This is a genomic window from Mesoterricola sp. MK458, assembly GCF_055384935.1.
In genome coordinates this window covers 821,590-844,007 of record NZ_AP045075.1, presented here as the reverse complement: position 1 = coordinate 844,007, position 22,418 = coordinate 821,590, and the positions used below count along the sequence as shown (strand labels likewise).

At 63.6% G+C, this 22,418-nt stretch carries 20 protein-coding genes; 14 read left to right on the top strand and 6 right to left on the bottom strand.

The features are described from left to right. Positions 1–352: 352 nt before the first annotated feature. The gene (locus ACZ5LB_RS03655; RefSeq protein ID WP_464604778.1) at positions 353–763 is read right to left on the bottom strand and encodes a helix-turn-helix domain-containing protein; all 411 of its coding nucleotides are present in this window, start codon (positions 761–763) and stop codon (positions 353–355) included. 101 nt (positions 764–864) lie between these two features. Here ACZ5LB_RS03655 and ACZ5LB_RS03650 point away from each other — a divergent pair, with 101 nt between their 5' ends. The 4 genes from ACZ5LB_RS03650 (at position 865) to ACZ5LB_RS03635 (ending at position 6,303) form a co-directional block, all read left to right on the top strand. Continuing rightward, positions 865–3,780 (top strand): CHC2 zinc finger domain-containing protein, encoded by a 2,916-nt coding sequence (locus tag ACZ5LB_RS03650; RefSeq protein ID WP_464604777.1) that lies wholly within the window; start codon positions 865–867, stop codon positions 3,778–3,780. Beyond that, the gene (gene xerC, locus ACZ5LB_RS03645; RefSeq protein WP_464604776.1) at positions 3,777–4,808 is read left to right on the top strand and encodes a site-specific tyrosine recombinase XerC; all 1,032 of its coding nucleotides are present in this window, start codon (positions 3,777–3,779) and stop codon (positions 4,806–4,808) included. The genes ACZ5LB_RS03650 and xerC (ACZ5LB_RS03645) overlap by 4 nt, the downstream gene beginning before the upstream one ends. A gap of 33 nt (positions 4,809–4,841) precedes the next feature. Then, positions 4,842–5,435, top strand: coding sequence for a hypothetical protein (locus ACZ5LB_RS03640; RefSeq protein ID WP_464604775.1), 594 nt, complete (start codon positions 4,842–4,844; stop codon positions 5,433–5,435). Between the two features lie 148 nt (positions 5,436–5,583). Beyond that, positions 5,584–6,303 (top strand): RHS repeat domain-containing protein, encoded by a 720-nt coding sequence (locus tag ACZ5LB_RS03635; protein WP_464604780.1) that lies wholly within the window; start codon positions 5,584–5,586, stop codon positions 6,301–6,303. Between the two features lie 166 nt (positions 6,304–6,469). Here the strand turns inward: ACZ5LB_RS03635 and ACZ5LB_RS03630 are convergent, their stop codons facing one another. Further along, complete coding sequence (locus tag ACZ5LB_RS03630) at positions 6,470–6,766, bottom strand: hypothetical protein (protein WP_464604779.1); 297 nt, start codon at positions 6,764–6,766, stop codon at positions 6,470–6,472. A gap of 719 nt (positions 6,767–7,485) precedes the next feature. Then, the gene (locus ACZ5LB_RS03625; RefSeq protein ID WP_464604778.1) at positions 7,486–7,896 is read right to left on the bottom strand and encodes a helix-turn-helix domain-containing protein; all 411 of its coding nucleotides are present in this window, start codon (positions 7,894–7,896) and stop codon (positions 7,486–7,488) included. A 101-nt stretch (positions 7,897–7,997) separates the two neighbouring features. Here ACZ5LB_RS03625 and ACZ5LB_RS03620 point away from each other — a divergent pair, with 101 nt between their 5' ends. From ACZ5LB_RS03620 to ACZ5LB_RS03605, 4 genes are all read left to right on the top strand, one after another. Next, positions 7,998–10,913 (top strand): CHC2 zinc finger domain-containing protein, encoded by a 2,916-nt coding sequence (locus tag ACZ5LB_RS03620; protein WP_464604777.1) that lies wholly within the window; start codon positions 7,998–8,000, stop codon positions 10,911–10,913. Continuing rightward, positions 10,910–11,941 carry a site-specific tyrosine recombinase XerC gene (gene xerC / locus ACZ5LB_RS03615; protein ID WP_464604776.1) on the top strand — a complete coding sequence of 344 codons (1,032 nt, stop codon included), beginning with the start codon at positions 10,910–10,912 and terminating at the stop codon, positions 11,939–11,941. Before ACZ5LB_RS03620 ends, xerC (ACZ5LB_RS03615) begins: the two co-directional genes overlap by 4 nt. Positions 11,942–11,974: 33 nt before the next feature. After that, positions 11,975–12,568, top strand: a complete 594-nt coding sequence (locus tag ACZ5LB_RS03610) for a hypothetical protein (RefSeq protein WP_464604775.1) — start codon at positions 11,975–11,977, stop codon at positions 12,566–12,568. 148 nt (positions 12,569–12,716) lie between these two features. Beyond that, positions 12,717–13,436 carry an RHS repeat domain-containing protein gene (locus ACZ5LB_RS03605; RefSeq protein WP_464604780.1) on the top strand — a complete coding sequence of 240 codons (720 nt, stop codon included), beginning with the start codon at positions 12,717–12,719 and terminating at the stop codon, positions 13,434–13,436. A gap of 166 nt (positions 13,437–13,602) precedes the next feature. Here the strand turns inward: ACZ5LB_RS03605 and ACZ5LB_RS03600 are convergent, their stop codons facing one another. Next, positions 13,603–13,899, bottom strand: a complete 297-nt coding sequence (locus ACZ5LB_RS03600) for a hypothetical protein (RefSeq protein ID WP_464604779.1) — start codon at positions 13,897–13,899, stop codon at positions 13,603–13,605. 719 nt (positions 13,900–14,618) lie between these two features. Further along, positions 14,619–15,029: a helix-turn-helix domain-containing protein gene (locus ACZ5LB_RS03595; protein WP_464604778.1), complete on the bottom strand. Its 411-nt coding sequence runs from the start codon at positions 15,027–15,029 to the stop codon at positions 14,619–14,621. A 101-nt stretch (positions 15,030–15,130) separates the two neighbouring features. Here ACZ5LB_RS03595 and ACZ5LB_RS03590 point away from each other — a divergent pair, with 101 nt between their 5' ends. From ACZ5LB_RS03590 to ACZ5LB_RS03565, 6 genes are all read left to right on the top strand, one after another. Next, on the top strand, positions 15,131–18,046 hold the full coding sequence (locus ACZ5LB_RS03590) for a CHC2 zinc finger domain-containing protein (protein ID WP_464604777.1): 2,916 nt from the start codon (positions 15,131–15,133) through the stop codon (positions 18,044–18,046). Then, complete coding sequence (gene xerC, locus ACZ5LB_RS03585; RefSeq protein ID WP_464604776.1) at positions 18,043–19,074, top strand: site-specific tyrosine recombinase XerC; 1,032 nt, start codon at positions 18,043–18,045, stop codon at positions 19,072–19,074. The genes ACZ5LB_RS03590 and xerC (ACZ5LB_RS03585) overlap by 4 nt, the downstream gene beginning before the upstream one ends. A gap of 33 nt (positions 19,075–19,107) precedes the next feature. Further along, complete coding sequence (locus ACZ5LB_RS03580; protein WP_464604775.1) at positions 19,108–19,701, top strand: hypothetical protein; 594 nt, start codon at positions 19,108–19,110, stop codon at positions 19,699–19,701. Positions 19,702–19,849: 148 nt separating this feature from the next. Then, positions 19,850–20,632, top strand: a complete 783-nt coding sequence (locus tag ACZ5LB_RS03575) for an RHS repeat-associated core domain-containing protein (protein ID WP_464604774.1) — start codon at positions 19,850–19,852, stop codon at positions 20,630–20,632. Between the two features lie 28 nt (positions 20,633–20,660). Then, entirely contained in the window at positions 20,661–21,110 is a 450-nt protein-coding gene (locus ACZ5LB_RS03570; protein WP_464604773.1) for a barstar family protein, read from the top strand. A gap of 454 nt (positions 21,111–21,564) precedes the next feature. Beyond that, positions 21,565–21,741: a hypothetical protein gene (locus ACZ5LB_RS03565; protein ID WP_464604772.1), complete on the top strand. Its 177-nt coding sequence runs from the start codon at positions 21,565–21,567 to the stop codon at positions 21,739–21,741. 223 nt (positions 21,742–21,964) lie between these two features. Here the strand turns inward: ACZ5LB_RS03565 and ACZ5LB_RS03560 are convergent, their stop codons facing one another. After that, complete coding sequence (locus tag ACZ5LB_RS03560; RefSeq protein WP_464604771.1) at positions 21,965–22,321, bottom strand: helix-turn-helix domain-containing protein; 357 nt, start codon at positions 22,319–22,321, stop codon at positions 21,965–21,967. Between the last annotated feature and the right edge of the window lie 97 nt (positions 22,322–22,418).

Here is a 22,418-nt window from a genome sequence, read left to right as displayed (position 1 = left end):
CCGCTGCGCTGCAGCACGCCCCTGGCAGCGAGGTCGCCCGTGGAGGGCGCCGACCCACCCCGCCCTCCCAGGACCGCCCAGAGGCGGCGCGACGCTCGCGCCCAGCCCATCACCCCTGAGAGCGGGGGGTGATGGGCCGGGACGGACGCAGCAGGAACGAAACGGGGAGGAGCCCCGTAAAGGGCTGCAAGAGAGGGAGGGATCCGAGCCGAACCCCGCAGCAGGAGCGGTTTCGGCCAGCGACGCGAAGATCTCAGTACGTACCAAAAACAGCCCCCCAACCCCCAGAGGTCCCGGAGGGCGGCTTTTCCTTTTAGCTGCTAAAGAGAAAACCTGGAGCGGCCCGGGCGATTCAGTGGGCCGTCTGGGCCAGGAGTCCATCCAGCATTTCCATGAGGACCTGCTGTTTGGTGCGAGGCAGTTGACTGATGCGCTCGAACTGTTTCTGCAGCCTCGGTGCGGGGCCACGTTTGCCCGGCTTCAAGGACTGTCCCAGGAGCTCGTCCACGGTGGCGTTCAGCTTATCGGCCAACCTGGGAAGCATGGACGCCGGAAAGCAACGGTCCCCGCTTTCATAGTGGGCGAGGGTCTGCTGGGCAATGCCGATCAGATCTGCTAGCTGCTGCTGGGTCAGGTTCTGAGCTTTGCGAGCGCTCGCGATGCGGGCGCCGAGGGCTTTGAAGAATTCGGTGTCATGACTGTCCACGGGCATCCTGCTCGTTTCGGTTGCAGTCATGAGGATAGGGTCGGGTTCCAGGGCCATGGTTCGTTCCGGGGTTGACGTTACCCCTGTCCGGAGTAACCTGCAAGCGAGATGATTTTGCAAAAACCTACTTGACAGGTTTTTAGCGGACGGAGGATTTCATGGCCCGTATTCCTGATTCCGAATTGGAGCGCCTGAAGGCCGAGGTTTCCGTAGAGCGGCTGGTGGAGGCGGCGGGGATCGAGCTGACCAAGAACGGCAAGGACCGTCTGGGCCGGTGCCCGTTCCACGCCGACGGTGAGGCCTCGCTGGTGGTGACGCCGGGCAAGAATCTGTTCCATTGTTTCGGCTGCGGCGCCGCGGGCGGCCCCATCGACTGGGTGATGAAGCTCCAGAACCTCGGCTTCCGCGAGGCGGTGGCGCAGCTGCGAGCGGAAGATACAGTTCCGGAAAAGCCAAGTTCGACGCGGCGGCTGCCGCCCCCCGTGGCGTTCGACGCCGACGACCAGGCCCTCCTAGGCCAGGTGGTGGACTACTACCACGAGACCCTGAAGACCACCCCCGAGGCCCTGGACTACCTGAAGTCCCGGGGCCTCGCCGACCCCGAGGCCATCGAACGGTTCAAGCTGGGCTACGCGAACCGGACCCTGGGCCTGGGGCTCCCGGGCAAGCAACTCAAGGCCGGCGCGGAGATCCGGGACCGGCTGACGCGGCTGGGCCTGATCCGGGAGTCGGGCCACGAGCATTTCAACGGCAGCCTGGTCATCCCGGTCCTGGACGAGACCGGCGCCGTCACTGAACTCTATGGCCGCAAGACCCGCGACGACCTGCGCAAGGGCACGCCCAAGCACCTCTACCTGCCAGGCCCGCACCAGGGCGTTTGGAACATCCAGGCCCTGAAGGACAGCAAGGAGCTCATCCTCTGCGAAGCCCTGATCGACGCGTTGACCTTCTGGGTGAACGGTTTTCGCAACGTGACAACGGCCTATGGCGTGGAGGGGTTCACCCCGGACCACCTGGAGACCTTCAAGAAGCACGGCGTGGAGCGGGTGCTGATCGCCTTCGACCGGGACGAGGCCGGCGACCGCGCTGCGGCGAAGCTGGCCGTGAAGCTGCGGGCGCAGGGCATCGCCTGCGCCCGGATCCAGTTCCCGAAGGGGATGGACGCCAACGCCTACGCCCTCAAGGTCCAGCCCGCCGCCAAGAGCCTGGGCCTGGTGATCCGCAGCGCGCAAGGCCTGGGCGAAGGCGAGGCCCAGGAGCCTCCGGTGGCCCTCTCCGGACCGCCCGCAGCGCCCGTTCCCGAGCCGATCCCCGCGGTGCCGGTTCCCGGGGAGGGCCAACCCTGGAACCTGGACGGCAAGGACCTCCACCTGACCCTGGAGGGGCGCCACTACCGGGTCCGGGGCTGGGACAAGCCGCTGAACCCGGAGACGCTGAAGGTGAACCTGATGGTCAGTAGGAGCGCCAGCCCCTTCCACGTGGACACCCTGGACCTGTACCAGGCAAAGGCGCGCACCGCTTTCATCCGCCAAGCCGGGCTGGAACTGGGAGAGGGGGAGGAGGCCCTGAAACGGGACCTGGGCCAGGTGCTGCGCACGGTGGAGGCGCTCCAGGCCGAACAGCTGGCCGCGGCGCTGAAGGCCAAAGAGGCCCGGCCGACGCTGTCCGAGGCCGAGCACGCCGAGGCCCTGGAGCTGCTGCGTTCGCCGGACCTGATGGAACGGATCCTGCGCGACTTCGAGGCGCTGGGCGTGGTCGGGGAGGAATCCAACAAGCTCACCGGCTACCTCGCGGCCGTCTCGAGGCTCCTGGACCGGCCCCTGGCGCTGCTGATCCAGTCGGCCTCGGCCGCGGGCAAGTCCAGCCTCATGGACGCCGTGCTGGACCTGGTGCCGGAGGAGGAGGTGGTGCGCTATTCGGCCATGTCGGGCCAGAGCGTGTTCTACCTGGGCGACAAGGGCCTGCAGCACAAGATCCTGGCCATCGCCGAGGAGGAGGGCGCGAGGCAAGCCGCCTATGCCCTCAAGATCCTCCAGTCCGAAGGCCGCGTCACCATGGCCTCCACCGGCAAGGATCCGGCGACGGGGATGCTCACCACCCACGACTACACAGTGGAGGGGCCGGTGATGCTGTTCCTCACGACCACCGCCATCGACCTGGACGAGGAACTGCTGAACCGCTGCCTGGTGCTGACGGTGAACGAGAGCCGGGAGCAGACCCGGGCCATCCACGCCCTGCAGCGCAGCCGTGAGACCCTGGAGGGCCTGCTGGCAAAGACGCGGCGGGAGGACCTGCTGAAGCTGCACCGGAACGCCCAGCGGCTGCTGCGGCCCCTGGCGGTGGTGAATCCCTACGCCCACCAGCTGAGCTTCCGGGACGATCAGACCCGGAGCCGGCGGGATCACGTGAAGTACCTGACCCTGATCCGGAGCATCGCCCTCCTGCACCAGTTCCAGCGCGAGGTTAAGACCCACGGCGGCCTGCGCTACCTCGAGGTCCAGCCCTCCGACATCGCCCTGGCCAACGAGCTCGCCCAGGAGGTCTTTTCCCGGACCGTGGACGAGCTGCTGCCCCAGACCCGCAAGCTGCTCACGCTGCTCCACGGCTGGGTGCGCGAGGCCTGCCAGCGGGAGAACGTCACCCAGGCGGAATTCCAGTTCACTCGCCGACAGGCGCGGGAGGCCACCGGCTGGGGCGACACGCAGATGAAGCTCCACCTGGCGCGGCTGGTGGAGCTGGAACTGCTCCTGCCCCACACGGCTGGGCACAAGCAGCCGTTCCGCTACGAACTGCTCTACGCCGGCGAGGATGCCGAAGGCCGAGCCAGGCTCCTGGGCCTGATCGAGGTCCAGGATCTGGATACGACCCAGTGCGGTCGGGGTCCGGAGCTCATGCGGTCGGGGTGCGGTCGGGCTCCGGTCGGGGTCCAGTCGGGGCCTGGTCGGGGTGCGGTCAGAGCCGAGGATCCCAGCAATGACGGGCATCCGAATGGATTCCCCGGCTCCCGCCGCGAAAACGCACGTCCAGGGATCCATGTGCCGGTCCTGTCGTACGCGAATGGCGGTGGCCATTGAAGGGGCGCGCGGGTCGAGGCGGGCGCAGGCCGGTGCTGCCGCCCCTGGCGGGCGCGGAGGATCCGGACGGCCTCGTCAACCACCTGGAGCGCTACCTGACGCACATGGGGATCCAGGGCCAGTCGCCGCATTCGGTGGCCTCCAGCAAAGCCGCACTGCGGCGGTTCATCCGGTGGTGCCAGGAACGGAGCGTCCTTCGGCCCGGCCAGGTGGACCGGGCCCTGGTGGAGCGGTTCCAGGCATCCCTGTTCCACCACCGCAAGCGGAACGGGGAGCCACTGACGGCCCGGAGCCAGCAGTTCCTGCTCATCCCCCTGCGGAACTGGTTCAGCTGGCTGGTGAAGCAGGGGCACCTGCTCTACAGCCCGGCGGCGGAACTGGAACTGCCCAAGGTGGTGCGCCGGCTCCCCAAGGCCATCCTCTCGGCCTCAGAGGCCGAGGCCGTGCTGGCCGTGCCGGACGTGGAGACCCCCATCGGCCTGCGGGACCGGGCCATCCTGGAGACCTTCTATTCCACGGGGATCCGGCGCACGGAGCTGACCCGGCTGGTCCTGACCGACGTGGACCGGGAGCGCGGGACCCTCATGATCCGCGAGGGCAAGGGCGGGAAGGACCGGATGATTCCCATCGGGGAGCGAGCCCTGGCCTGGATCGCAGCCTACCGGGACCGGGCACGGCCCGAGCTGGTCGGGCTGCAGGATGACGGGACGCTGTTCCTCAATGCCCTGGGCAACCCGCTCAAGCCGTTCCATCTGACCACCCTGACGCGGAACCTCGTGATCAAGTCGGGCATCGGCAAAGAGGGAGCCTGCCACCTGTTCCGGCACACCATGGCCACGCTGATGCTGGAGAACGGCGCGGATACACGCTACATCCAGGCCATGCTGGGCCACGCCAGCCTGGAGACGACGCAGATCTACACGAAGGTGAGCATCCGGGCGCTGAAGGCCATCCACACGGCCACCCATCCAGGGAGGATGCCGGAGGCCGGGAGCCATGACCTGGAGGCCCTGACGGGCGAGGGGTAGGCCGCCTAGAATGAGGGGAAGGGCGAGGCGAGCATGTCGAAACAATTCGGTCCAATTTGGCCTCCATGCGAGGCCTTTTACATTCAAAGCATGCTGTTCAACACAAAGGCGGCCATGGAGTCGTTGGAGATCATCGGTACGGTGATGAAGCACCAGAATGAAACCGAGGCTGATACTCCCTATGAAGGCATTGATACATTCGATGTCCTGAACCAGCTCCAGAACTTAATTCTGCATGCAGGCGCGATATCCAAGTATTTCTGGCCCATCAGGAAGGAACACCACGCGCGAGGGATGCAGCTCCGAGAGGCGTTTGGCATCAAAGATGAAAATCCCCTGAAGTCACGCGGCCTTCGGGATGCCATGGAACATTTCGATGAACGCCTGGATAAGTATCTGGCAGATGGGATCGTCGGCATTGTCTTTCCGGAATACTTTGGCCCAAAACCCGGTGGAGACGATCTACCCCATCACCTGATGCGAGGCTATTACGTGGATACGGGGGAATTCCAACTGCTTGGTGAGGTTCACTTGATCCCCGAGATTGCAATGGAGATGCACCGACTCCATGAAGCATTGCAGAAGCGGGATGAGAACGGCGGCCGACTGGTGATGAAGCCCGCCTAACTGCCTCCTCCTTTAGCCGCCTTCCCTTAAGTGGCCGGAGTGTGCGTCGGGGGGTGTCAGGTGCTACCCTGGCAGGAGATCTTTGAAATAACACGGTGCACCAAGGGGAAGTGCGGGTTTCAGCCGGAAAGCGCGGTGGGGTTCCCACATGCAGGCGCGGTTCTATCTGCCCATGTATGGGAGGTTCGCAAGCCCGGATCCTAAGAGGGATGTGCATTTCGAGGACACGCAGGGTTGGAACATCTACTCCTATTGCCAGAACAACCCAGCCATGAGAATCGATCCGGATGGCATGGAGGATGGGTTCCCTTCTGCAGGGCCCTCTGGTGGCGATCTGGCTTACGCGGCATCGGCAATTTGGTCGGGAATTAAAGCAGGAGCTAAAGTTGTTGCGAATGCATGGGTTAGTAGTGCCCATGAGCTGCAAAACGACCCGGAGTTCATGGCAGCAGCGAGGAACATCAACGAGATGACGTTAATTGTTCCTATCCCAGTTCAAGTACCTACACCTGCTAGTCCTGGCCTTGCTCCTGTAACTCCGGAGGGTGTCGTCGTCCCGCTCGCTCCTGTAGTTCCAGCGACTACCCCATTGGCTATCCCAAGTCCTGCCGTGGCAGCGATGAGTGGAGGGCGCGGCGACCAATATGGACATAAGAGCGGTAAGAATGAAAAGCACAGTAATCCTGATGCAAGAAATGCCGCCAAGGAAAAGCTTGATGCAAAGCAGGCGGAACTTACTAAGGCAAAAAAGGCTAACGATTTGTCCAAGGAAGGCAGGCAAAACCTTCGCGATTTGGAACGCGAAATCAAGCATCTCCGAAGGAAGATGGAGGACACTGGGGAAACGCATGGTCGAGGAGGGAAATAGTCGCGATGGATAGCTTGTTTACGGTTATTCTCAACTTTCGAGAAGGTATTTACATTCGACAAGTAAGCGCCTCGACCCCTTGGGTGGGACTGCAGCAATGGGCGCGCGATTTGGACACGACAGGCATTCCAGGGATGGGTGAGAAATCAAAAATTGAGTTGATTGATTATTTCAACAAATTTTCGGATTTAGCTTCTCCAACGCCAGTGGAAAGAGTTAATAGTGTTTGGTGTTCACTGGCCGGACTGAAGTCTGGATTTTGTTTGATATACATAGTGAAAACCAGCGCAAAGTAACGATAGCCGAGTTTTCGTAACAGATCCAGTGATGGTTTGGTCTTCTCCTTTTTCCCCCGACCCACCCCACCGCAGGCGCCGTCCGGCTCGCCCCGGGCAAAGGCCGCGCCTGCGCACCGCTGCGCGGCGCTCCAGCACGCCCTCTGCAGCGGGGCGCCCGTGATCAAGCTCGTCCCATTCGATCGTGCAGAGGGAAAGCGGCGGCCTCGGACGGCGGCAGCGTTGAGGGCCCAACGGTCCCCCCAGTTCGCCCGTCCATCATCCATGGCCGCCCTGCGCGTCGGTCGGCAGTCGTCGCATTTTCGATAATGATCATTATCGAAAATGGTTTTGGTGAACCCCTCGTCAGCTGCGCTGCCGAGCGCTTCATAAAACTCCCGCCGCCTGCCTAGACATAACGGTTCGCTATGTCTCCCGCCGCGCAGGGCTCTTTGGCTTCGTTGGGCGTCCATCAGGTTGAGGGGGTTGGGCAATTGTGGCCCTTGCCTGATGCTCGATCGCGCCGTCCGGCTCGACCTCGCCAGGGCCGCGCCTCCGCTGCGCTGCAGCACGCCCCTGGCAGCGAGGTCGCCCGTGGAGGGCGCCGACCCACCCCGCCCTCCCAGGACCGCCCAGAGGCGGCGCGACGCTCGCGCCCAGCCCATCACCCCTGAGAGCGGGGGGTGATGGGCCGGGACGGACGCAGCAGGAACGAAACGGGGAGGAGCCCCGTAAAGGGCTGCAAGAGAGGGAGGGATCCGAGCCGAACCCCGCAGCAGGAGCGGTTTCGGCCAGCGACGCGAAGATCTCAGTACGTACCAAAAACAGCCCCCCAACCCCCAGAGGTCCCGGAGGGCGGCTTTTCCTTTTAGCTGCTAAAGAGAAAACCTGGAGCGGCCCGGGCGATTCAGTGGGCCGTCTGGGCCAGGAGTCCATCCAGCATTTCCATGAGGACCTGCTGTTTGGTGCGAGGCAGTTGACTGATGCGCTCGAACTGTTTCTGCAGCCTCGGTGCGGGGCCACGTTTGCCCGGCTTCAAGGACTGTCCCAGGAGCTCGTCCACGGTGGCGTTCAGCTTATCGGCCAACCTGGGAAGCATGGACGCCGGAAAGCAACGGTCCCCGCTTTCATAGTGGGCGAGGGTCTGCTGGGCAATGCCGATCAGATCTGCTAGCTGCTGCTGGGTCAGGTTCTGAGCTTTGCGAGCGCTCGCGATGCGGGCGCCGAGGGCTTTGAAGAATTCGGTGTCATGACTGTCCACGGGCATCCTGCTCGTTTCGGTTGCAGTCATGAGGATAGGGTCGGGTTCCAGGGCCATGGTTCGTTCCGGGGTTGACGTTACCCCTGTCCGGAGTAACCTGCAAGCGAGATGATTTTGCAAAAACCTACTTGACAGGTTTTTAGCGGACGGAGGATTTCATGGCCCGTATTCCTGATTCCGAATTGGAGCGCCTGAAGGCCGAGGTTTCCGTAGAGCGGCTGGTGGAGGCGGCGGGGATCGAGCTGACCAAGAACGGCAAGGACCGTCTGGGCCGGTGCCCGTTCCACGCCGACGGTGAGGCCTCGCTGGTGGTGACGCCGGGCAAGAATCTGTTCCATTGTTTCGGCTGCGGCGCCGCGGGCGGCCCCATCGACTGGGTGATGAAGCTCCAGAACCTCGGCTTCCGCGAGGCGGTGGCGCAGCTGCGAGCGGAAGATACAGTTCCGGAAAAGCCAAGTTCGACGCGGCGGCTGCCGCCCCCCGTGGCGTTCGACGCCGACGACCAGGCCCTCCTAGGCCAGGTGGTGGACTACTACCACGAGACCCTGAAGACCACCCCCGAGGCCCTGGACTACCTGAAGTCCCGGGGCCTCGCCGACCCCGAGGCCATCGAACGGTTCAAGCTGGGCTACGCGAACCGGACCCTGGGCCTGGGGCTCCCGGGCAAGCAACTCAAGGCCGGCGCGGAGATCCGGGACCGGCTGACGCGGCTGGGCCTGATCCGGGAGTCGGGCCACGAGCATTTCAACGGCAGCCTGGTCATCCCGGTCCTGGACGAGACCGGCGCCGTCACTGAACTCTATGGCCGCAAGACCCGCGACGACCTGCGCAAGGGCACGCCCAAGCACCTCTACCTGCCAGGCCCGCACCAGGGCGTTTGGAACATCCAGGCCCTGAAGGACAGCAAGGAGCTCATCCTCTGCGAAGCCCTGATCGACGCGTTGACCTTCTGGGTGAACGGTTTTCGCAACGTGACAACGGCCTATGGCGTGGAGGGGTTCACCCCGGACCACCTGGAGACCTTCAAGAAGCACGGCGTGGAGCGGGTGCTGATCGCCTTCGACCGGGACGAGGCCGGCGACCGCGCTGCGGCGAAGCTGGCCGTGAAGCTGCGGGCGCAGGGCATCGCCTGCGCCCGGATCCAGTTCCCGAAGGGGATGGACGCCAACGCCTACGCCCTCAAGGTCCAGCCCGCCGCCAAGAGCCTGGGCCTGGTGATCCGCAGCGCGCAAGGCCTGGGCGAAGGCGAGGCCCAGGAGCCTCCGGTGGCCCTCTCCGGACCGCCCGCAGCGCCCGTTCCCGAGCCGATCCCCGCGGTGCCGGTTCCCGGGGAGGGCCAACCCTGGAACCTGGACGGCAAGGACCTCCACCTGACCCTGGAGGGGCGCCACTACCGGGTCCGGGGCTGGGACAAGCCGCTGAACCCGGAGACGCTGAAGGTGAACCTGATGGTCAGTAGGAGCGCCAGCCCCTTCCACGTGGACACCCTGGACCTGTACCAGGCAAAGGCGCGCACCGCTTTCATCCGCCAAGCCGGGCTGGAACTGGGAGAGGGGGAGGAGGCCCTGAAACGGGACCTGGGCCAGGTGCTGCGCACGGTGGAGGCGCTCCAGGCCGAACAGCTGGCCGCGGCGCTGAAGGCCAAAGAGGCCCGGCCGACGCTGTCCGAGGCCGAGCACGCCGAGGCCCTGGAGCTGCTGCGTTCGCCGGACCTGATGGAACGGATCCTGCGCGACTTCGAGGCGCTGGGCGTGGTCGGGGAGGAATCCAACAAGCTCACCGGCTACCTCGCGGCCGTCTCGAGGCTCCTGGACCGGCCCCTGGCGCTGCTGATCCAGTCGGCCTCGGCCGCGGGCAAGTCCAGCCTCATGGACGCCGTGCTGGACCTGGTGCCGGAGGAGGAGGTGGTGCGCTATTCGGCCATGTCGGGCCAGAGCGTGTTCTACCTGGGCGACAAGGGCCTGCAGCACAAGATCCTGGCCATCGCCGAGGAGGAGGGCGCGAGGCAAGCCGCCTATGCCCTCAAGATCCTCCAGTCCGAAGGCCGCGTCACCATGGCCTCCACCGGCAAGGATCCGGCGACGGGGATGCTCACCACCCACGACTACACAGTGGAGGGGCCGGTGATGCTGTTCCTCACGACCACCGCCATCGACCTGGACGAGGAACTGCTGAACCGCTGCCTGGTGCTGACGGTGAACGAGAGCCGGGAGCAGACCCGGGCCATCCACGCCCTGCAGCGCAGCCGTGAGACCCTGGAGGGCCTGCTGGCAAAGACGCGGCGGGAGGACCTGCTGAAGCTGCACCGGAACGCCCAGCGGCTGCTGCGGCCCCTGGCGGTGGTGAATCCCTACGCCCACCAGCTGAGCTTCCGGGACGATCAGACCCGGAGCCGGCGGGATCACGTGAAGTACCTGACCCTGATCCGGAGCATCGCCCTCCTGCACCAGTTCCAGCGCGAGGTTAAGACCCACGGCGGCCTGCGCTACCTCGAGGTCCAGCCCTCCGACATCGCCCTGGCCAACGAGCTCGCCCAGGAGGTCTTTTCCCGGACCGTGGACGAGCTGCTGCCCCAGACCCGCAAGCTGCTCACGCTGCTCCACGGCTGGGTGCGCGAGGCCTGCCAGCGGGAGAACGTCACCCAGGCGGAATTCCAGTTCACTCGCCGACAGGCGCGGGAGGCCACCGGCTGGGGCGACACGCAGATGAAGCTCCACCTGGCGCGGCTGGTGGAGCTGGAACTGCTCCTGCCCCACACGGCTGGGCACAAGCAGCCGTTCCGCTACGAACTGCTCTACGCCGGCGAGGATGCCGAAGGCCGAGCCAGGCTCCTGGGCCTGATCGAGGTCCAGGATCTGGATACGACCCAGTGCGGTCGGGGTCCGGAGCTCATGCGGTCGGGGTGCGGTCGGGCTCCGGTCGGGGTCCAGTCGGGGCCTGGTCGGGGTGCGGTCAGAGCCGAGGATCCCAGCAATGACGGGCATCCGAATGGATTCCCCGGCTCCCGCCGCGAAAACGCACGTCCAGGGATCCATGTGCCGGTCCTGTCGTACGCGAATGGCGGTGGCCATTGAAGGGGCGCGCGGGTCGAGGCGGGCGCAGGCCGGTGCTGCCGCCCCTGGCGGGCGCGGAGGATCCGGACGGCCTCGTCAACCACCTGGAGCGCTACCTGACGCACATGGGGATCCAGGGCCAGTCGCCGCATTCGGTGGCCTCCAGCAAAGCCGCACTGCGGCGGTTCATCCGGTGGTGCCAGGAACGGAGCGTCCTTCGGCCCGGCCAGGTGGACCGGGCCCTGGTGGAGCGGTTCCAGGCATCCCTGTTCCACCACCGCAAGCGGAACGGGGAGCCACTGACGGCCCGGAGCCAGCAGTTCCTGCTCATCCCCCTGCGGAACTGGTTCAGCTGGCTGGTGAAGCAGGGGCACCTGCTCTACAGCCCGGCGGCGGAACTGGAACTGCCCAAGGTGGTGCGCCGGCTCCCCAAGGCCATCCTCTCGGCCTCAGAGGCCGAGGCCGTGCTGGCCGTGCCGGACGTGGAGACCCCCATCGGCCTGCGGGACCGGGCCATCCTGGAGACCTTCTATTCCACGGGGATCCGGCGCACGGAGCTGACCCGGCTGGTCCTGACCGACGTGGACCGGGAGCGCGGGACCCTCATGATCCGCGAGGGCAAGGGCGGGAAGGACCGGATGATTCCCATCGGGGAGCGAGCCCTGGCCTGGATCGCAGCCTACCGGGACCGGGCACGGCCCGAGCTGGTCGGGCTGCAGGATGACGGGACGCTGTTCCTCAATGCCCTGGGCAACCCGCTCAAGCCGTTCCATCTGACCACCCTGACGCGGAACCTCGTGATCAAGTCGGGCATCGGCAAAGAGGGAGCCTGCCACCTGTTCCGGCACACCATGGCCACGCTGATGCTGGAGAACGGCGCGGATACACGCTACATCCAGGCCATGCTGGGCCACGCCAGCCTGGAGACGACGCAGATCTACACGAAGGTGAGCATCCGGGCGCTGAAGGCCATCCACACGGCCACCCATCCAGGGAGGATGCCGGAGGCCGGGAGCCATGACCTGGAGGCCCTGACGGGCGAGGGGTAGGCCGCCTAGAATGAGGGGAAGGGCGAGGCGAGCATGTCGAAACAATTCGGTCCAATTTGGCCTCCATGCGAGGCCTTTTACATTCAAAGCATGCTGTTCAACACAAAGGCGGCCATGGAGTCGTTGGAGATCATCGGTACGGTGATGAAGCACCAGAATGAAACCGAGGCTGATACTCCCTATGAAGGCATTGATACATTCGATGTCCTGAACCAGCTCCAGAACTTAATTCTGCATGCAGGCGCGATATCCAAGTATTTCTGGCCCATCAGGAAGGAACACCACGCGCGAGGGATGCAGCTCCGAGAGGCGTTTGGCATCAAAGATGAAAATCCCCTGAAGTCACGCGGCCTTCGGGATGCCATGGAACATTTCGATGAACGCCTGGATAAGTATCTGGCAGATGGGATCGTCGGCATTGTCTTTCCGGAATACTTTGGCCCAAAACCCGGTGGAGACGATCTACCCCATCACCTGATGCGAGGCTATTACGTGGATACGGGGGAATTCCAACTGCTTGGTGAGGTTCACTTGATCCCCGAGATTGCAATGGAGATGCACCGACTCCATGAAGCATTGCAGAAGCGGGATGAGAACGGCGGCCGACTGGTGATGAAGCCCGCCTAACTGCCTCCTCCTTTAGCCGCCTTCCCTTAAGTGGCCGGAGTGTGCGTCGGGGGGTGTCAGGTGCTACCCTGGCAGGAGATCTTTGAAATAACACGGTGCACCAAGGGGAAGTGCGGGTTTCAGCCGGAAAGCGCGGTGGGGTTCCCACATGCAGGCGCGGTTCTATCTGCCCATGTATGGGAGGTTCGCAAGCCCGGATCCTAAGAGGGATGTGCATTTCGAGGACACGCAGGGTTGGAACATCTACTCCTATTGCCAGAACAACCCAGCCATGAGAATCGATCCGGATGGCATGGAGGATGGGTTCCCTTCTGCAGGGCCCTCTGGTGGCGATCTGGCTTACGCGGCATCGGCAATTTGGTCGGGAATTAAAGCAGGAGCTAAAGTTGTTGCGAATGCATGGGTTAGTAGTGCCCATGAGCTGCAAAACGACCCGGAGTTCATGGCAGCAGCGAGGAACATCAACGAGATGACGTTAATTGTTCCTATCCCAGTTCAAGTACCTACACCTGCTAGTCCTGGCCTTGCTCCTGTAACTCCGGAGGGTGTCGTCGTCCCGCTCGCTCCTGTAGTTCCAGCGACTACCCCATTGGCTATCCCAAGTCCTGCCGTGGCAGCGATGAGTGGAGGGCGCGGCGACCAATATGGACATAAGAGCGGTAAGAATGAAAAGCACAGTAATCCTGATGCAAGAAATGCCGCCAAGGAAAAGCTTGATGCAAAGCAGGCGGAACTTACTAAGGCAAAAAAGGCTAACGATTTGTCCAAGGAAGGCAGGCAAAACCTTCGCGATTTGGAACGCGAAATCAAGCATCTCCGAAGGAAGATGGAGGACACTGGGGAAACGCATGGTCGAGGAGGGAAATAGTCGCGATGGATAGCTTGTTTACGGTTATTCTCAACTTTCGAGAAGGTATTTACATTCGACAAGTAAGCGCCTCGACCCCTTGGGTGGGACTGCAGCAATGGGCGCGCGATTTGGACACGACAGGCATTCCAGGGATGGGTGAGAAATCAAAAATTGAGTTGATTGATTATTTCAACAAATTTTCGGATTTAGCTTCTCCAACGCCAGTGGAAAGAGTTAATAGTGTTTGGTGTTCACTGGCCGGACTGAAGTCTGGATTTTGTTTGATATACATAGTGAAAACCAGCGCAAAGTAACGATAGCCGAGTTTTCGTAACAGATCCAGTGATGGTTTGGTCTTCTCCTTTTTCCCCCGACCCACCCCACCGCAGGCGCCGTCCGGCTCGCCCCGGGCAAAGGCCGCGCCTGCGCACCGCTGCGCGGCGCTCCAGCACGCCCTCTGCAGCGGGGCGCCCGTGATCAAGCTCGTCCCATTCGATCGTGCAGAGGGAAAGCGGCGGCCTCGGACGGCGGCAGCGTTGAGGGCCCAACGGTCCCCCCAGTTCGCCCGTCCATCATCCATGGCCGCCCTGCGCGTCGGTCGGCAGTCGTCGCATTTTCGATAATGATCATTATCGAAAATGGTTTTGGTGAACCCCTCGTCAGCTGCGCTGCCGAGCGCTTCATAAAACTCCCGCCGCCTGCCTAGACATAACGGTTCGCTATGTCTCCCGCCGCGCAGGGCTCTTTGGCTTCGTTGGGCGTCCATCAGGTTGAGGGGGTTGGGCAATTGTGGCCCTTGCCTGATGCTCGATCGCGCCGTCCGGCTCGACCTCGCCAGGGCCGCGCCTCCGCTGCGCTGCAGCACGCCCCTGGCAGCGAGGTCGCCCGTGGAGGGCGCCGACCCACCCCGCCCTCCCAGGACCGCCCAGAGGCGGCGCGACGCTCGCGCCCAGCCCATCACCCCTGAGAGCGGGGGGTGATGGGCCGGGACGGACGCAGCAGGAACGAAACGGGGAGGAGCCCCGTAAAGGGCTGCAAGAGAGGGAGGGATCCGAGCCGAACCCCGCAGCAGGAGCGGTTTCGGCCAGCGACGCGAAGATCTCAGTACGTACCAAAAACAGCCCCCCAACCCCCAGAGGTCCCGGAGGGCGGCTTTTCCTTTTAGCTGCTAAAGAGAAAACCTGGAGCGGCCCGGGCGATTCAGTGGGCCGTCTGGGCCAGGAGTCCATCCAGCATTTCCATGAGGACCTGCTGTTTGGTGCGAGGCAGTTGACTGATGCGCTCGAACTGTTTCTGCAGCCTCGGTGCGGGGCCACGTTTGCCCGGCTTCAAGGACTGTCCCAGGAGCTCGTCCACGGTGGCGTTCAGCTTATCGGCCAACCTGGGAAGCATGGACGCCGGAAAGCAACGGTCCCCGCTTTCATAGTGGGCGAGGGTCTGCTGGGCAATGCCGATCAGATCTGCTAGCTGCTGCTGGGTCAGGTTCTGAGCTTTGCGAGCGCTCGCGATGCGGGCGCCGAGGGCTTTGAAGAATTCGGTGTCATGACTGTCCACGGGCATCCTGCTCGTTTCGGTTGCAGTCATGAGGATAGGGTCGGGTTCCAGGGCCATGGTTCGTTCCGGGGTTGACGTTACCCCTGTCCGGAGTAACCTGCAAGCGAGATGATTTTGCAAAAACCTACTTGACAGGTTTTTAGCGGACGGAGGATTTCATGGCCCGTATTCCTGATTCCGAATTGGAGCGCCTGAAGGCCGAGGTTTCCGTAGAGCGGCTGGTGGAGGCGGCGGGGATCGAGCTGACCAAGAACGGCAAGGACCGTCTGGGCCGGTGCCCGTTCCACGCCGACGGTGAGGCCTCGCTGGTGGTGACGCCGGGCAAGAATCTGTTCCATTGTTTCGGCTGCGGCGCCGCGGGCGGCCCCATCGACTGGGTGATGAAGCTCCAGAACCTCGGCTTCCGCGAGGCGGTGGCGCAGCTGCGAGCGGAAGATACAGTTCCGGAAAAGCCAAGTTCGACGCGGCGGCTGCCGCCCCCCGTGGCGTTCGACGCCGACGACCAGGCCCTCCTAGGCCAGGTGGTGGACTACTACCACGAGACCCTGAAGACCACCCCCGAGGCCCTGGACTACCTGAAGTCCCGGGGCCTCGCCGACCCCGAGGCCATCGAACGGTTCAAGCTGGGCTACGCGAACCGGACCCTGGGCCTGGGGCTCCCGGGCAAGCAACTCAAGGCCGGCGCGGAGATCCGGGACCGGCTGACGCGGCTGGGCCTGATCCGGGAGTCGGGCCACGAGCATTTCAACGGCAGCCTGGTCATCCCGGTCCTGGACGAGACCGGCGCCGTCACTGAACTCTATGGCCGCAAGACCCGCGACGACCTGCGCAAGGGCACGCCCAAGCACCTCTACCTGCCAGGCCCGCACCAGGGCGTTTGGAACATCCAGGCCCTGAAGGACAGCAAGGAGCTCATCCTCTGCGAAGCCCTGATCGACGCGTTGACCTTCTGGGTGAACGGTTTTCGCAACGTGACAACGGCCTATGGCGTGGAGGGGTTCACCCCGGACCACCTGGAGACCTTCAAGAAGCACGGCGTGGAGCGGGTGCTGATCGCCTTCGACCGGGACGAGGCCGGCGACCGCGCTGCGGCGAAGCTGGCCGTGAAGCTGCGGGCGCAGGGCATCGCCTGCGCCCGGATCCAGTTCCCGAAGGGGATGGACGCCAACGCCTACGCCCTCAAGGTCCAGCCCGCCGCCAAGAGCCTGGGCCTGGTGATCCGCAGCGCGCAAGGCCTGGGCGAAGGCGAGGCCCAGGAGCCTCCGGTGGCCCTCTCCGGACCGCCCGCAGCGCCCGTTCCCGAGCCGATCCCCGCGGTGCCGGTTCCCGGGGAGGGCCAACCCTGGAACCTGGACGGCAAGGACCTCCACCTGACCCTGGAGGGGCGCCACTACCGGGTCCGGGGCTGGGACAAGCCGCTGAACCCGGAGACGCTGAAGGTGAACCTGATGGTCAGTAGGAGCGCCAGCCCCTTCCACGTGGACACCCTGGACCTGTACCAGGCAAAGGCGCGCACCGCTTTCATCCGCCAAGCCGGGCTGGAACTGGGAGAGGGGGAGGAGGCCCTGAAACGGGACCTGGGCCAGGTGCTGCGCACGGTGGAGGCGCTCCAGGCCGAACAGCTGGCCGCGGCGCTGAAGGCCAAAGAGGCCCGGCCGACGCTGTCCGAGGCCGAGCACGCCGAGGCCCTGGAGCTGCTGCGTTCGCCGGACCTGATGGAACGGATCCTGCGCGACTTCGAGGCGCTGGGCGTGGTCGGGGAGGAATCCAACAAGCTCACCGGCTACCTCGCGGCCGTCTCGAGGCTCCTGGACCGGCCCCTGGCGCTGCTGATCCAGTCGGCCTCGGCCGCGGGCAAGTCCAGCCTCATGGACGCCGTGCTGGACCTGGTGCCGGAGGAGGAGGTGGTGCGCTATTCGGCCATGTCGGGCCAGAGCGTGTTCTACCTGGGCGACAAGGGCCTGCAGCACAAGATCCTGGCCATCGCCGAGGAGGAGGGCGCGAGGCAAGCCGCCTATGCCCTCAAGATCCTCCAGTCCGAAGGCCGCGTCACCATGGCCTCCACCGGCAAGGATCCGGCGACGGGGATGCTCACCACCCACGACTACACAGTGGAGGGGCCGGTGATGCTGTTCCTCACGACCACCGCCATCGACCTGGACGAGGAACTGCTGAACCGCTGCCTGGTGCTGACGGTGAACGAGAGCCGGGAGCAGACCCGGGCCATCCACGCCCTGCAGCGCAGCCGTGAGACCCTGGAGGGCCTGCTGGCAAAGACGCGGCGGGAGGACCTGCTGAAGCTGCACCGGAACGCCCAGCGGCTGCTGCGGCCCCTGGCGGTGGTGAATCCCTACGCCCACCAGCTGAGCTTCCGGGACGATCAGACCCGGAGCCGGCGGGATCACGTGAAGTACCTGACCCTGATCCGGAGCATCGCCCTCCTGCACCAGTTCCAGCGCGAGGTTAAGACCCACGGCGGCCTGCGCTACCTCGAGGTCCAGCCCTCCGACATCGCCCTGGCCAACGAGCTCGCCCAGGAGGTCTTTTCCCGGACCGTGGACGAGCTGCTGCCCCAGACCCGCAAGCTGCTCACGCTGCTCCACGGCTGGGTGCGCGAGGCCTGCCAGCGGGAGAACGTCACCCAGGCGGAATTCCAGTTCACTCGCCGACAGGCGCGGGAGGCCACCGGCTGGGGCGACACGCAGATGAAGCTCCACCTGGCGCGGCTGGTGGAGCTGGAACTGCTCCTGCCCCACACGGCTGGGCACAAGCAGCCGTTCCGCTACGAACTGCTCTACGCCGGCGAGGATGCCGAAGGCCGAGCCAGGCTCCTGGGCCTGATCGAGGTCCAGGATCTGGATACGACCCAGTGCGGTCGGGGTCCGGAGCTCATGCGGTCGGGGTGCGGTCGGGCTCCGGTCGGGGTCCAGTCGGGGCCTGGTCGGGGTGCGGTCAGAGCCGAGGATCCCAGCAATGACGGGCATCCGAATGGATTCCCCGGCTCCCGCCGCGAAAACGCACGTCCAGGGATCCATGTGCCGGTCCTGTCGTACGCGAATGGCGGTGGCCATTGAAGGGGCGCGCGGGTCGAGGCGGGCGCAGGCCGGTGCTGCCGCCCCTGGCGGGCGCGGAGGATCCGGACGGCCTCGTCAACCACCTGGAGCGCTACCTGACGCACATGGGGATCCAGGGCCAGTCGCCGCATTCGGTGGCCTCCAGCAAAGCCGCACTGCGGCGGTTCATCCGGTGGTGCCAGGAACGGAGCGTCCTTCGGCCCGGCCAGGTGGACCGGGCCCTGGTGGAGCGGTTCCAGGCATCCCTGTTCCACCACCGCAAGCGGAACGGGGAGCCACTGACGGCCCGGAGCCAGCAGTTCCTGCTCATCCCCCTGCGGAACTGGTTCAGCTGGCTGGTGAAGCAGGGGCACCTGCTCTACAGCCCGGCGGCGGAACTGGAACTGCCCAAGGTGGTGCGCCGGCTCCCCAAGGCCATCCTCTCGGCCTCAGAGGCCGAGGCCGTGCTGGCCGTGCCGGACGTGGAGACCCCCATCGGCCTGCGGGACCGGGCCATCCTGGAGACCTTCTATTCCACGGGGATCCGGCGCACGGAGCTGACCCGGCTGGTCCTGACCGACGTGGACCGGGAGCGCGGGACCCTCATGATCCGCGAGGGCAAGGGCGGGAAGGACCGGATGATTCCCATCGGGGAGCGAGCCCTGGCCTGGATCGCAGCCTACCGGGACCGGGCACGGCCCGAGCTGGTCGGGCTGCAGGATGACGGGACGCTGTTCCTCAATGCCCTGGGCAACCCGCTCAAGCCGTTCCATCTGACCACCCTGACGCGGAACCTCGTGATCAAGTCGGGCATCGGCAAAGAGGGAGCCTGCCACCTGTTCCGGCACACCATGGCCACGCTGATGCTGGAGAACGGCGCGGATACACGCTACATCCAGGCCATGCTGGGCCACGCCAGCCTGGAGACGACGCAGATCTACACGAAGGTGAGCATCCGGGCGCTGAAGGCCATCCACACGGCCACCCATCCAGGGAGGATGCCGGAGGCCGGGAGCCATGACCTGGAGGCCCTGACGGGCGAGGGGTAGGCCGCCTAGAATGAGGGGAAGGGCGAGGCGAGCATGTCGAAACAATTCGGTCCAATTTGGCCTCCATGCGAGGCCTTTTACATTCAAAGCATGCTGTTCAACACAAAGGCGGCCATGGAGTCGTTGGAGATCATCGGTACGGTGATGAAGCACCAGAATGAAACCGAGGCTGATACTCCCTATGAAGGCATTGATACATTCGATGTCCTGAACCAGCTCCAGAACTTAATTCTGCATGCAGGCGCGATATCCAAGTATTTCTGGCCCATCAGGAAGGAACACCACGCGCGAGGGATGCAGCTCCGAGAGGCGTTTGGCATCAAAGATGAAAATCCCCTGAAGTCACGCGGCCTTCGGGATGCCATGGAACATTTCGATGAACGCCTGGATAAGTATCTGGCAGATGGGATCGTCGGCATTGTCTTTCCGGAATACTTTGGCCCAAAACCCGGTGGAGACGATCTACCCCATCACCTGATGCGAGGCTATTACGTGGATACGGGGGAATTCCAACTGCTTGGTGAGGTTCACTTGATCCCCGAGATTGCAATGGAGATGCACCGACTCCATGAAGCATTGCAGAAGCGGGATGAGAACGGCGGCCGACTGGTGATGAAGCCCGCCTAACTGCCTCCTCCTTTAGCCGCCTTCCCTTAAGTGGCCGGAGTGTGCGTCGGGGGGTGTCAGGTGCTACCCTGGCAGGAGATCTTTGAAATAACACGGTGCACCAAGGGGAAGTGCGGGTTTCAGCCGGAAAGCGCGGTGGGGTTCCCACATGCAGGCAAGGTTCTACCTGCCCATGTATGGACGGTTTGCCAGTCCGGATCCGGCGCGGGATCAGCATTTCGAAGACACGCAATCCTGGAACATATACAGCTACGTGCGGAACAACCCGGTGATGCTTACGGATCCAACGGGTATGAAAGTGCCTTGGTATCTCGGGGGAAATTCAGCCTTTGTCGATAAGGCGCTTGATTCTCTCTATTCCCTAACCGTCACCCACAATCCCGGTTACCAAGCAGTGGCCCAGGTAACCGATGTGGTTTCATCCACCATCAATGCGGTTGGGAACAAAGACTTGCCGATGCTAAGCAATCTCGGGAAGGACGCCGAGAAGGGGGCAGGAGCAACGGACCTACTTGTCAGCCGTTCGATGGAAGTGCCAACCCAGGTGATGGCCGGGGAAGTTGGAGGAAACCTTATTGGGAGGGGCGCCGGGGCACTAGAAAAGGCAATAACTCGGACGGCATCGGCCGAGAGTAGTTCTCTTGGGGCGATTCCCCAGAAGGTTGTCGATACTCTCAAGGTTGTCAGCGAAACAGGGCAGGCCCCCACTGGTTTCAAAGGAGGAAGAACCTTTGCAAATGATGGAAGGGGTGGAGGTGCTGTGCTTCCCCAGGCTGATTCTTCTGGTGCTGCAGTAACCTATAAGGAGTGGGATGTTAATCCTTTCACAAAAGGTGTCAATCGAGGTGCTGAGCGCCTCGTGACTGGGAGTGATGGAAATGCGTATTACACGTTCGATCACTACCAAACATTCACTCGCGTCCCCCAATGAAACTAGTGAGGGCAATTCCTTGATAAACGTGAAGCTGTACTCGGGTGAAAAGACAAAGTTATACGATTATTTAATCGCAAAGGAACATTCTGCTGAAAAGATTCAGGTCCGGTTCCTGCGAGGAAGCAAAATGGCATCCTTCTCTGGGCTTTTTGACGAAACTGCCGCAGCGCTTCAATTCCCATGGTATTTCGGAGAAAACTGGAATGCCTATGATGAATGTCTTTCTGATCTTTCATGGATTGATTGCGATAAGCTTGTGCTGTGTGTTTTGGATTCCCAGATGGTTCTAGGGAAGGAGCCAGATGGTCTCCATGTCTGGCTGAACCACTTGCTGGGTGTTCTCGAAGAAAGATCTGAAGGAGACTCACTTCAGGAGGGAATTGCTATCACTTTGGTGCTCGAATCAGACAATGAGGGGCTGCTTCGACTCCAAGGTGAATTGAACGAGATTCCATTCGAGACCCTACAGTTTTAGGGATTCTCTATTGGGGTGCTGACCCACTCCATCGTAGGTGCCGTCCGGCTCGCCCCGTGCAAAGGTCGCGCCTGCGCACCGCTGCGCGGCGCTCCAGCACGCCCTCTGCAGCGGGGCGCCCGTGATCAAGCGCGACCCATTCGATCGTGCAGAGGGAAAGCGGCAGCCTCGGACGGCGGCAATGCTGAGAGCCCAACGAGTCCCTCCATTTCGCCGTGGCAGCATCCATCTCCGCCCTCCGCGGGGGTCGGCAGTCGTCGCAATTCCGATAAGCCTGGCTTATCGAAATTGGTTTTGCTGAACCCCTCGTCAGCTGCGCTGCCGAGTGCTTCATCAAAACTCCCGCCGCCTGCCTAGACATAACGGTTCGCTATGTCTCCCCCCGCGGATGGCTCATCGGCTTCGTTTGGGCGGGCACCGTGCGCGTGGGTTGGGCAATAGTGGCCCTTGCCTGATGCTCGATCGCGCCGTCCGGCTCGCCCTCGCCAGGGCCGCGCCTCCGCTGCGCTGCAGCACGCCCCTGGCTGCGAGGGCGCCCGTGGAGGGCGCCGACCCACCCGGCCCGCTCAAGACCGCCCAGAGGCGGCGCCACGCTCGCGCCCGGCCCATCACCCCTGAGAGCGGGGGGTGATGGGCCGGGACGGACGCAGCAGGAACGAAACGGGGAGGATCCCCGTGAAGGGCTGCAGGAGAGGGAGGGATCCGAGCCGAACCCCGCAGCAGGAAGGGTTTCAGCGTGAGGCGCGGAGATCTCAGTACGTACAAGAAAAAGCAGCCCCCCAACCCCCAGAGGTTCCGGAGGGCGGCTTTTCCTTTTAGCTGCTAAAGAAGAAAGGTCAGGAGCTCCGGCGACTTCAGTGCCCCGTCTCGGCCAGGACGCCGTCGAGCATTTTCATCAGGACCTGTTGGGTGGCCCGGGGCAGGCGGCTTATGCGCTCGAACTGCTGCTGGAGTTTGGGCGCGGGACCGCGTTTGCCTTTGGGCCTGGCCTCCACGCCGAGGAGCTGCTCGAGGCTCAGATCGAGGAGATCGGCCAGGAGGGGCAGCATGGATGCGGGAAGACGCACGTGGCCACCCTCGTAGTTGGCGAGGGTCTGCTGGGGGATCCCGAGCTGGGCGCAGACCTGATGCTGGGTGAGGTTGCGGGCCTTACGCGCCTGGGCGATCCGTGCGCCCAGGGCCTTGAAGAAGTGCTCGTCTTTGCCGTTCACGGTCGTCCCGATCGTCGTTGTGACAGGCATGAGGATAAGCTCCGGGTTTCAAGGTCGCGTTTGACATTACCCTAAAGTCGGGTACTCTCCAATCAGG

What these genes read in the sequence shown, in the direction of transcription:
- ACZ5LB_RS03575 (WP_464604774.1), top strand. Translation starts at nt 19,850, where the DNA reads ATGCAGGCAAGGTTCTACCTGCCCATGTATGGACGGTTTGCCAGTCCG.
- ACZ5LB_RS03650 (WP_464604777.1), top strand. Translation starts at nt 865, where the DNA reads ATGGCCCGTATTCCTGATTCCGAATTGGAGCGCCTGAAGGCCGAGGTT.
- ACZ5LB_RS03640 (WP_464604775.1), top strand. Translation starts at nt 4,842, where the DNA reads ATGTCGAAACAATTCGGTCCAATTTGGCCTCCATGCGAGGCCTTTTAC.
- ACZ5LB_RS03590 (WP_464604777.1), top strand. Translation starts at nt 15,131, where the DNA reads ATGGCCCGTATTCCTGATTCCGAATTGGAGCGCCTGAAGGCCGAGGTT.
- ACZ5LB_RS03620 (WP_464604777.1), top strand. Translation starts at nt 7,998, where the DNA reads ATGGCCCGTATTCCTGATTCCGAATTGGAGCGCCTGAAGGCCGAGGTT.
- ACZ5LB_RS03595 (WP_464604778.1), bottom strand. Translation starts at nt 15,029, where the DNA reads ATGGCCCTGGAACCCGACCCTATCCTCATGACTGCAACCGAAACGAGC.
- ACZ5LB_RS03625 (WP_464604778.1), bottom strand. Translation starts at nt 7,896, where the DNA reads ATGGCCCTGGAACCCGACCCTATCCTCATGACTGCAACCGAAACGAGC.
- ACZ5LB_RS03610 (WP_464604775.1), top strand. Translation starts at nt 11,975, where the DNA reads ATGTCGAAACAATTCGGTCCAATTTGGCCTCCATGCGAGGCCTTTTAC.
- ACZ5LB_RS03635 (WP_464604780.1), top strand. Translation starts at nt 5,584, where the DNA reads ATGCAGGCGCGGTTCTATCTGCCCATGTATGGGAGGTTCGCAAGCCCG.
- ACZ5LB_RS03580 (WP_464604775.1), top strand. Translation starts at nt 19,108, where the DNA reads ATGTCGAAACAATTCGGTCCAATTTGGCCTCCATGCGAGGCCTTTTAC.
- ACZ5LB_RS03565 (WP_464604772.1), top strand. Translation starts at nt 21,565, where the DNA reads ATGCTCGATCGCGCCGTCCGGCTCGCCCTCGCCAGGGCCGCGCCTCCG.
- ACZ5LB_RS03605 (WP_464604780.1), top strand. Translation starts at nt 12,717, where the DNA reads ATGCAGGCGCGGTTCTATCTGCCCATGTATGGGAGGTTCGCAAGCCCG.
- ACZ5LB_RS03655 (WP_464604778.1), bottom strand. Translation starts at nt 763, where the DNA reads ATGGCCCTGGAACCCGACCCTATCCTCATGACTGCAACCGAAACGAGC.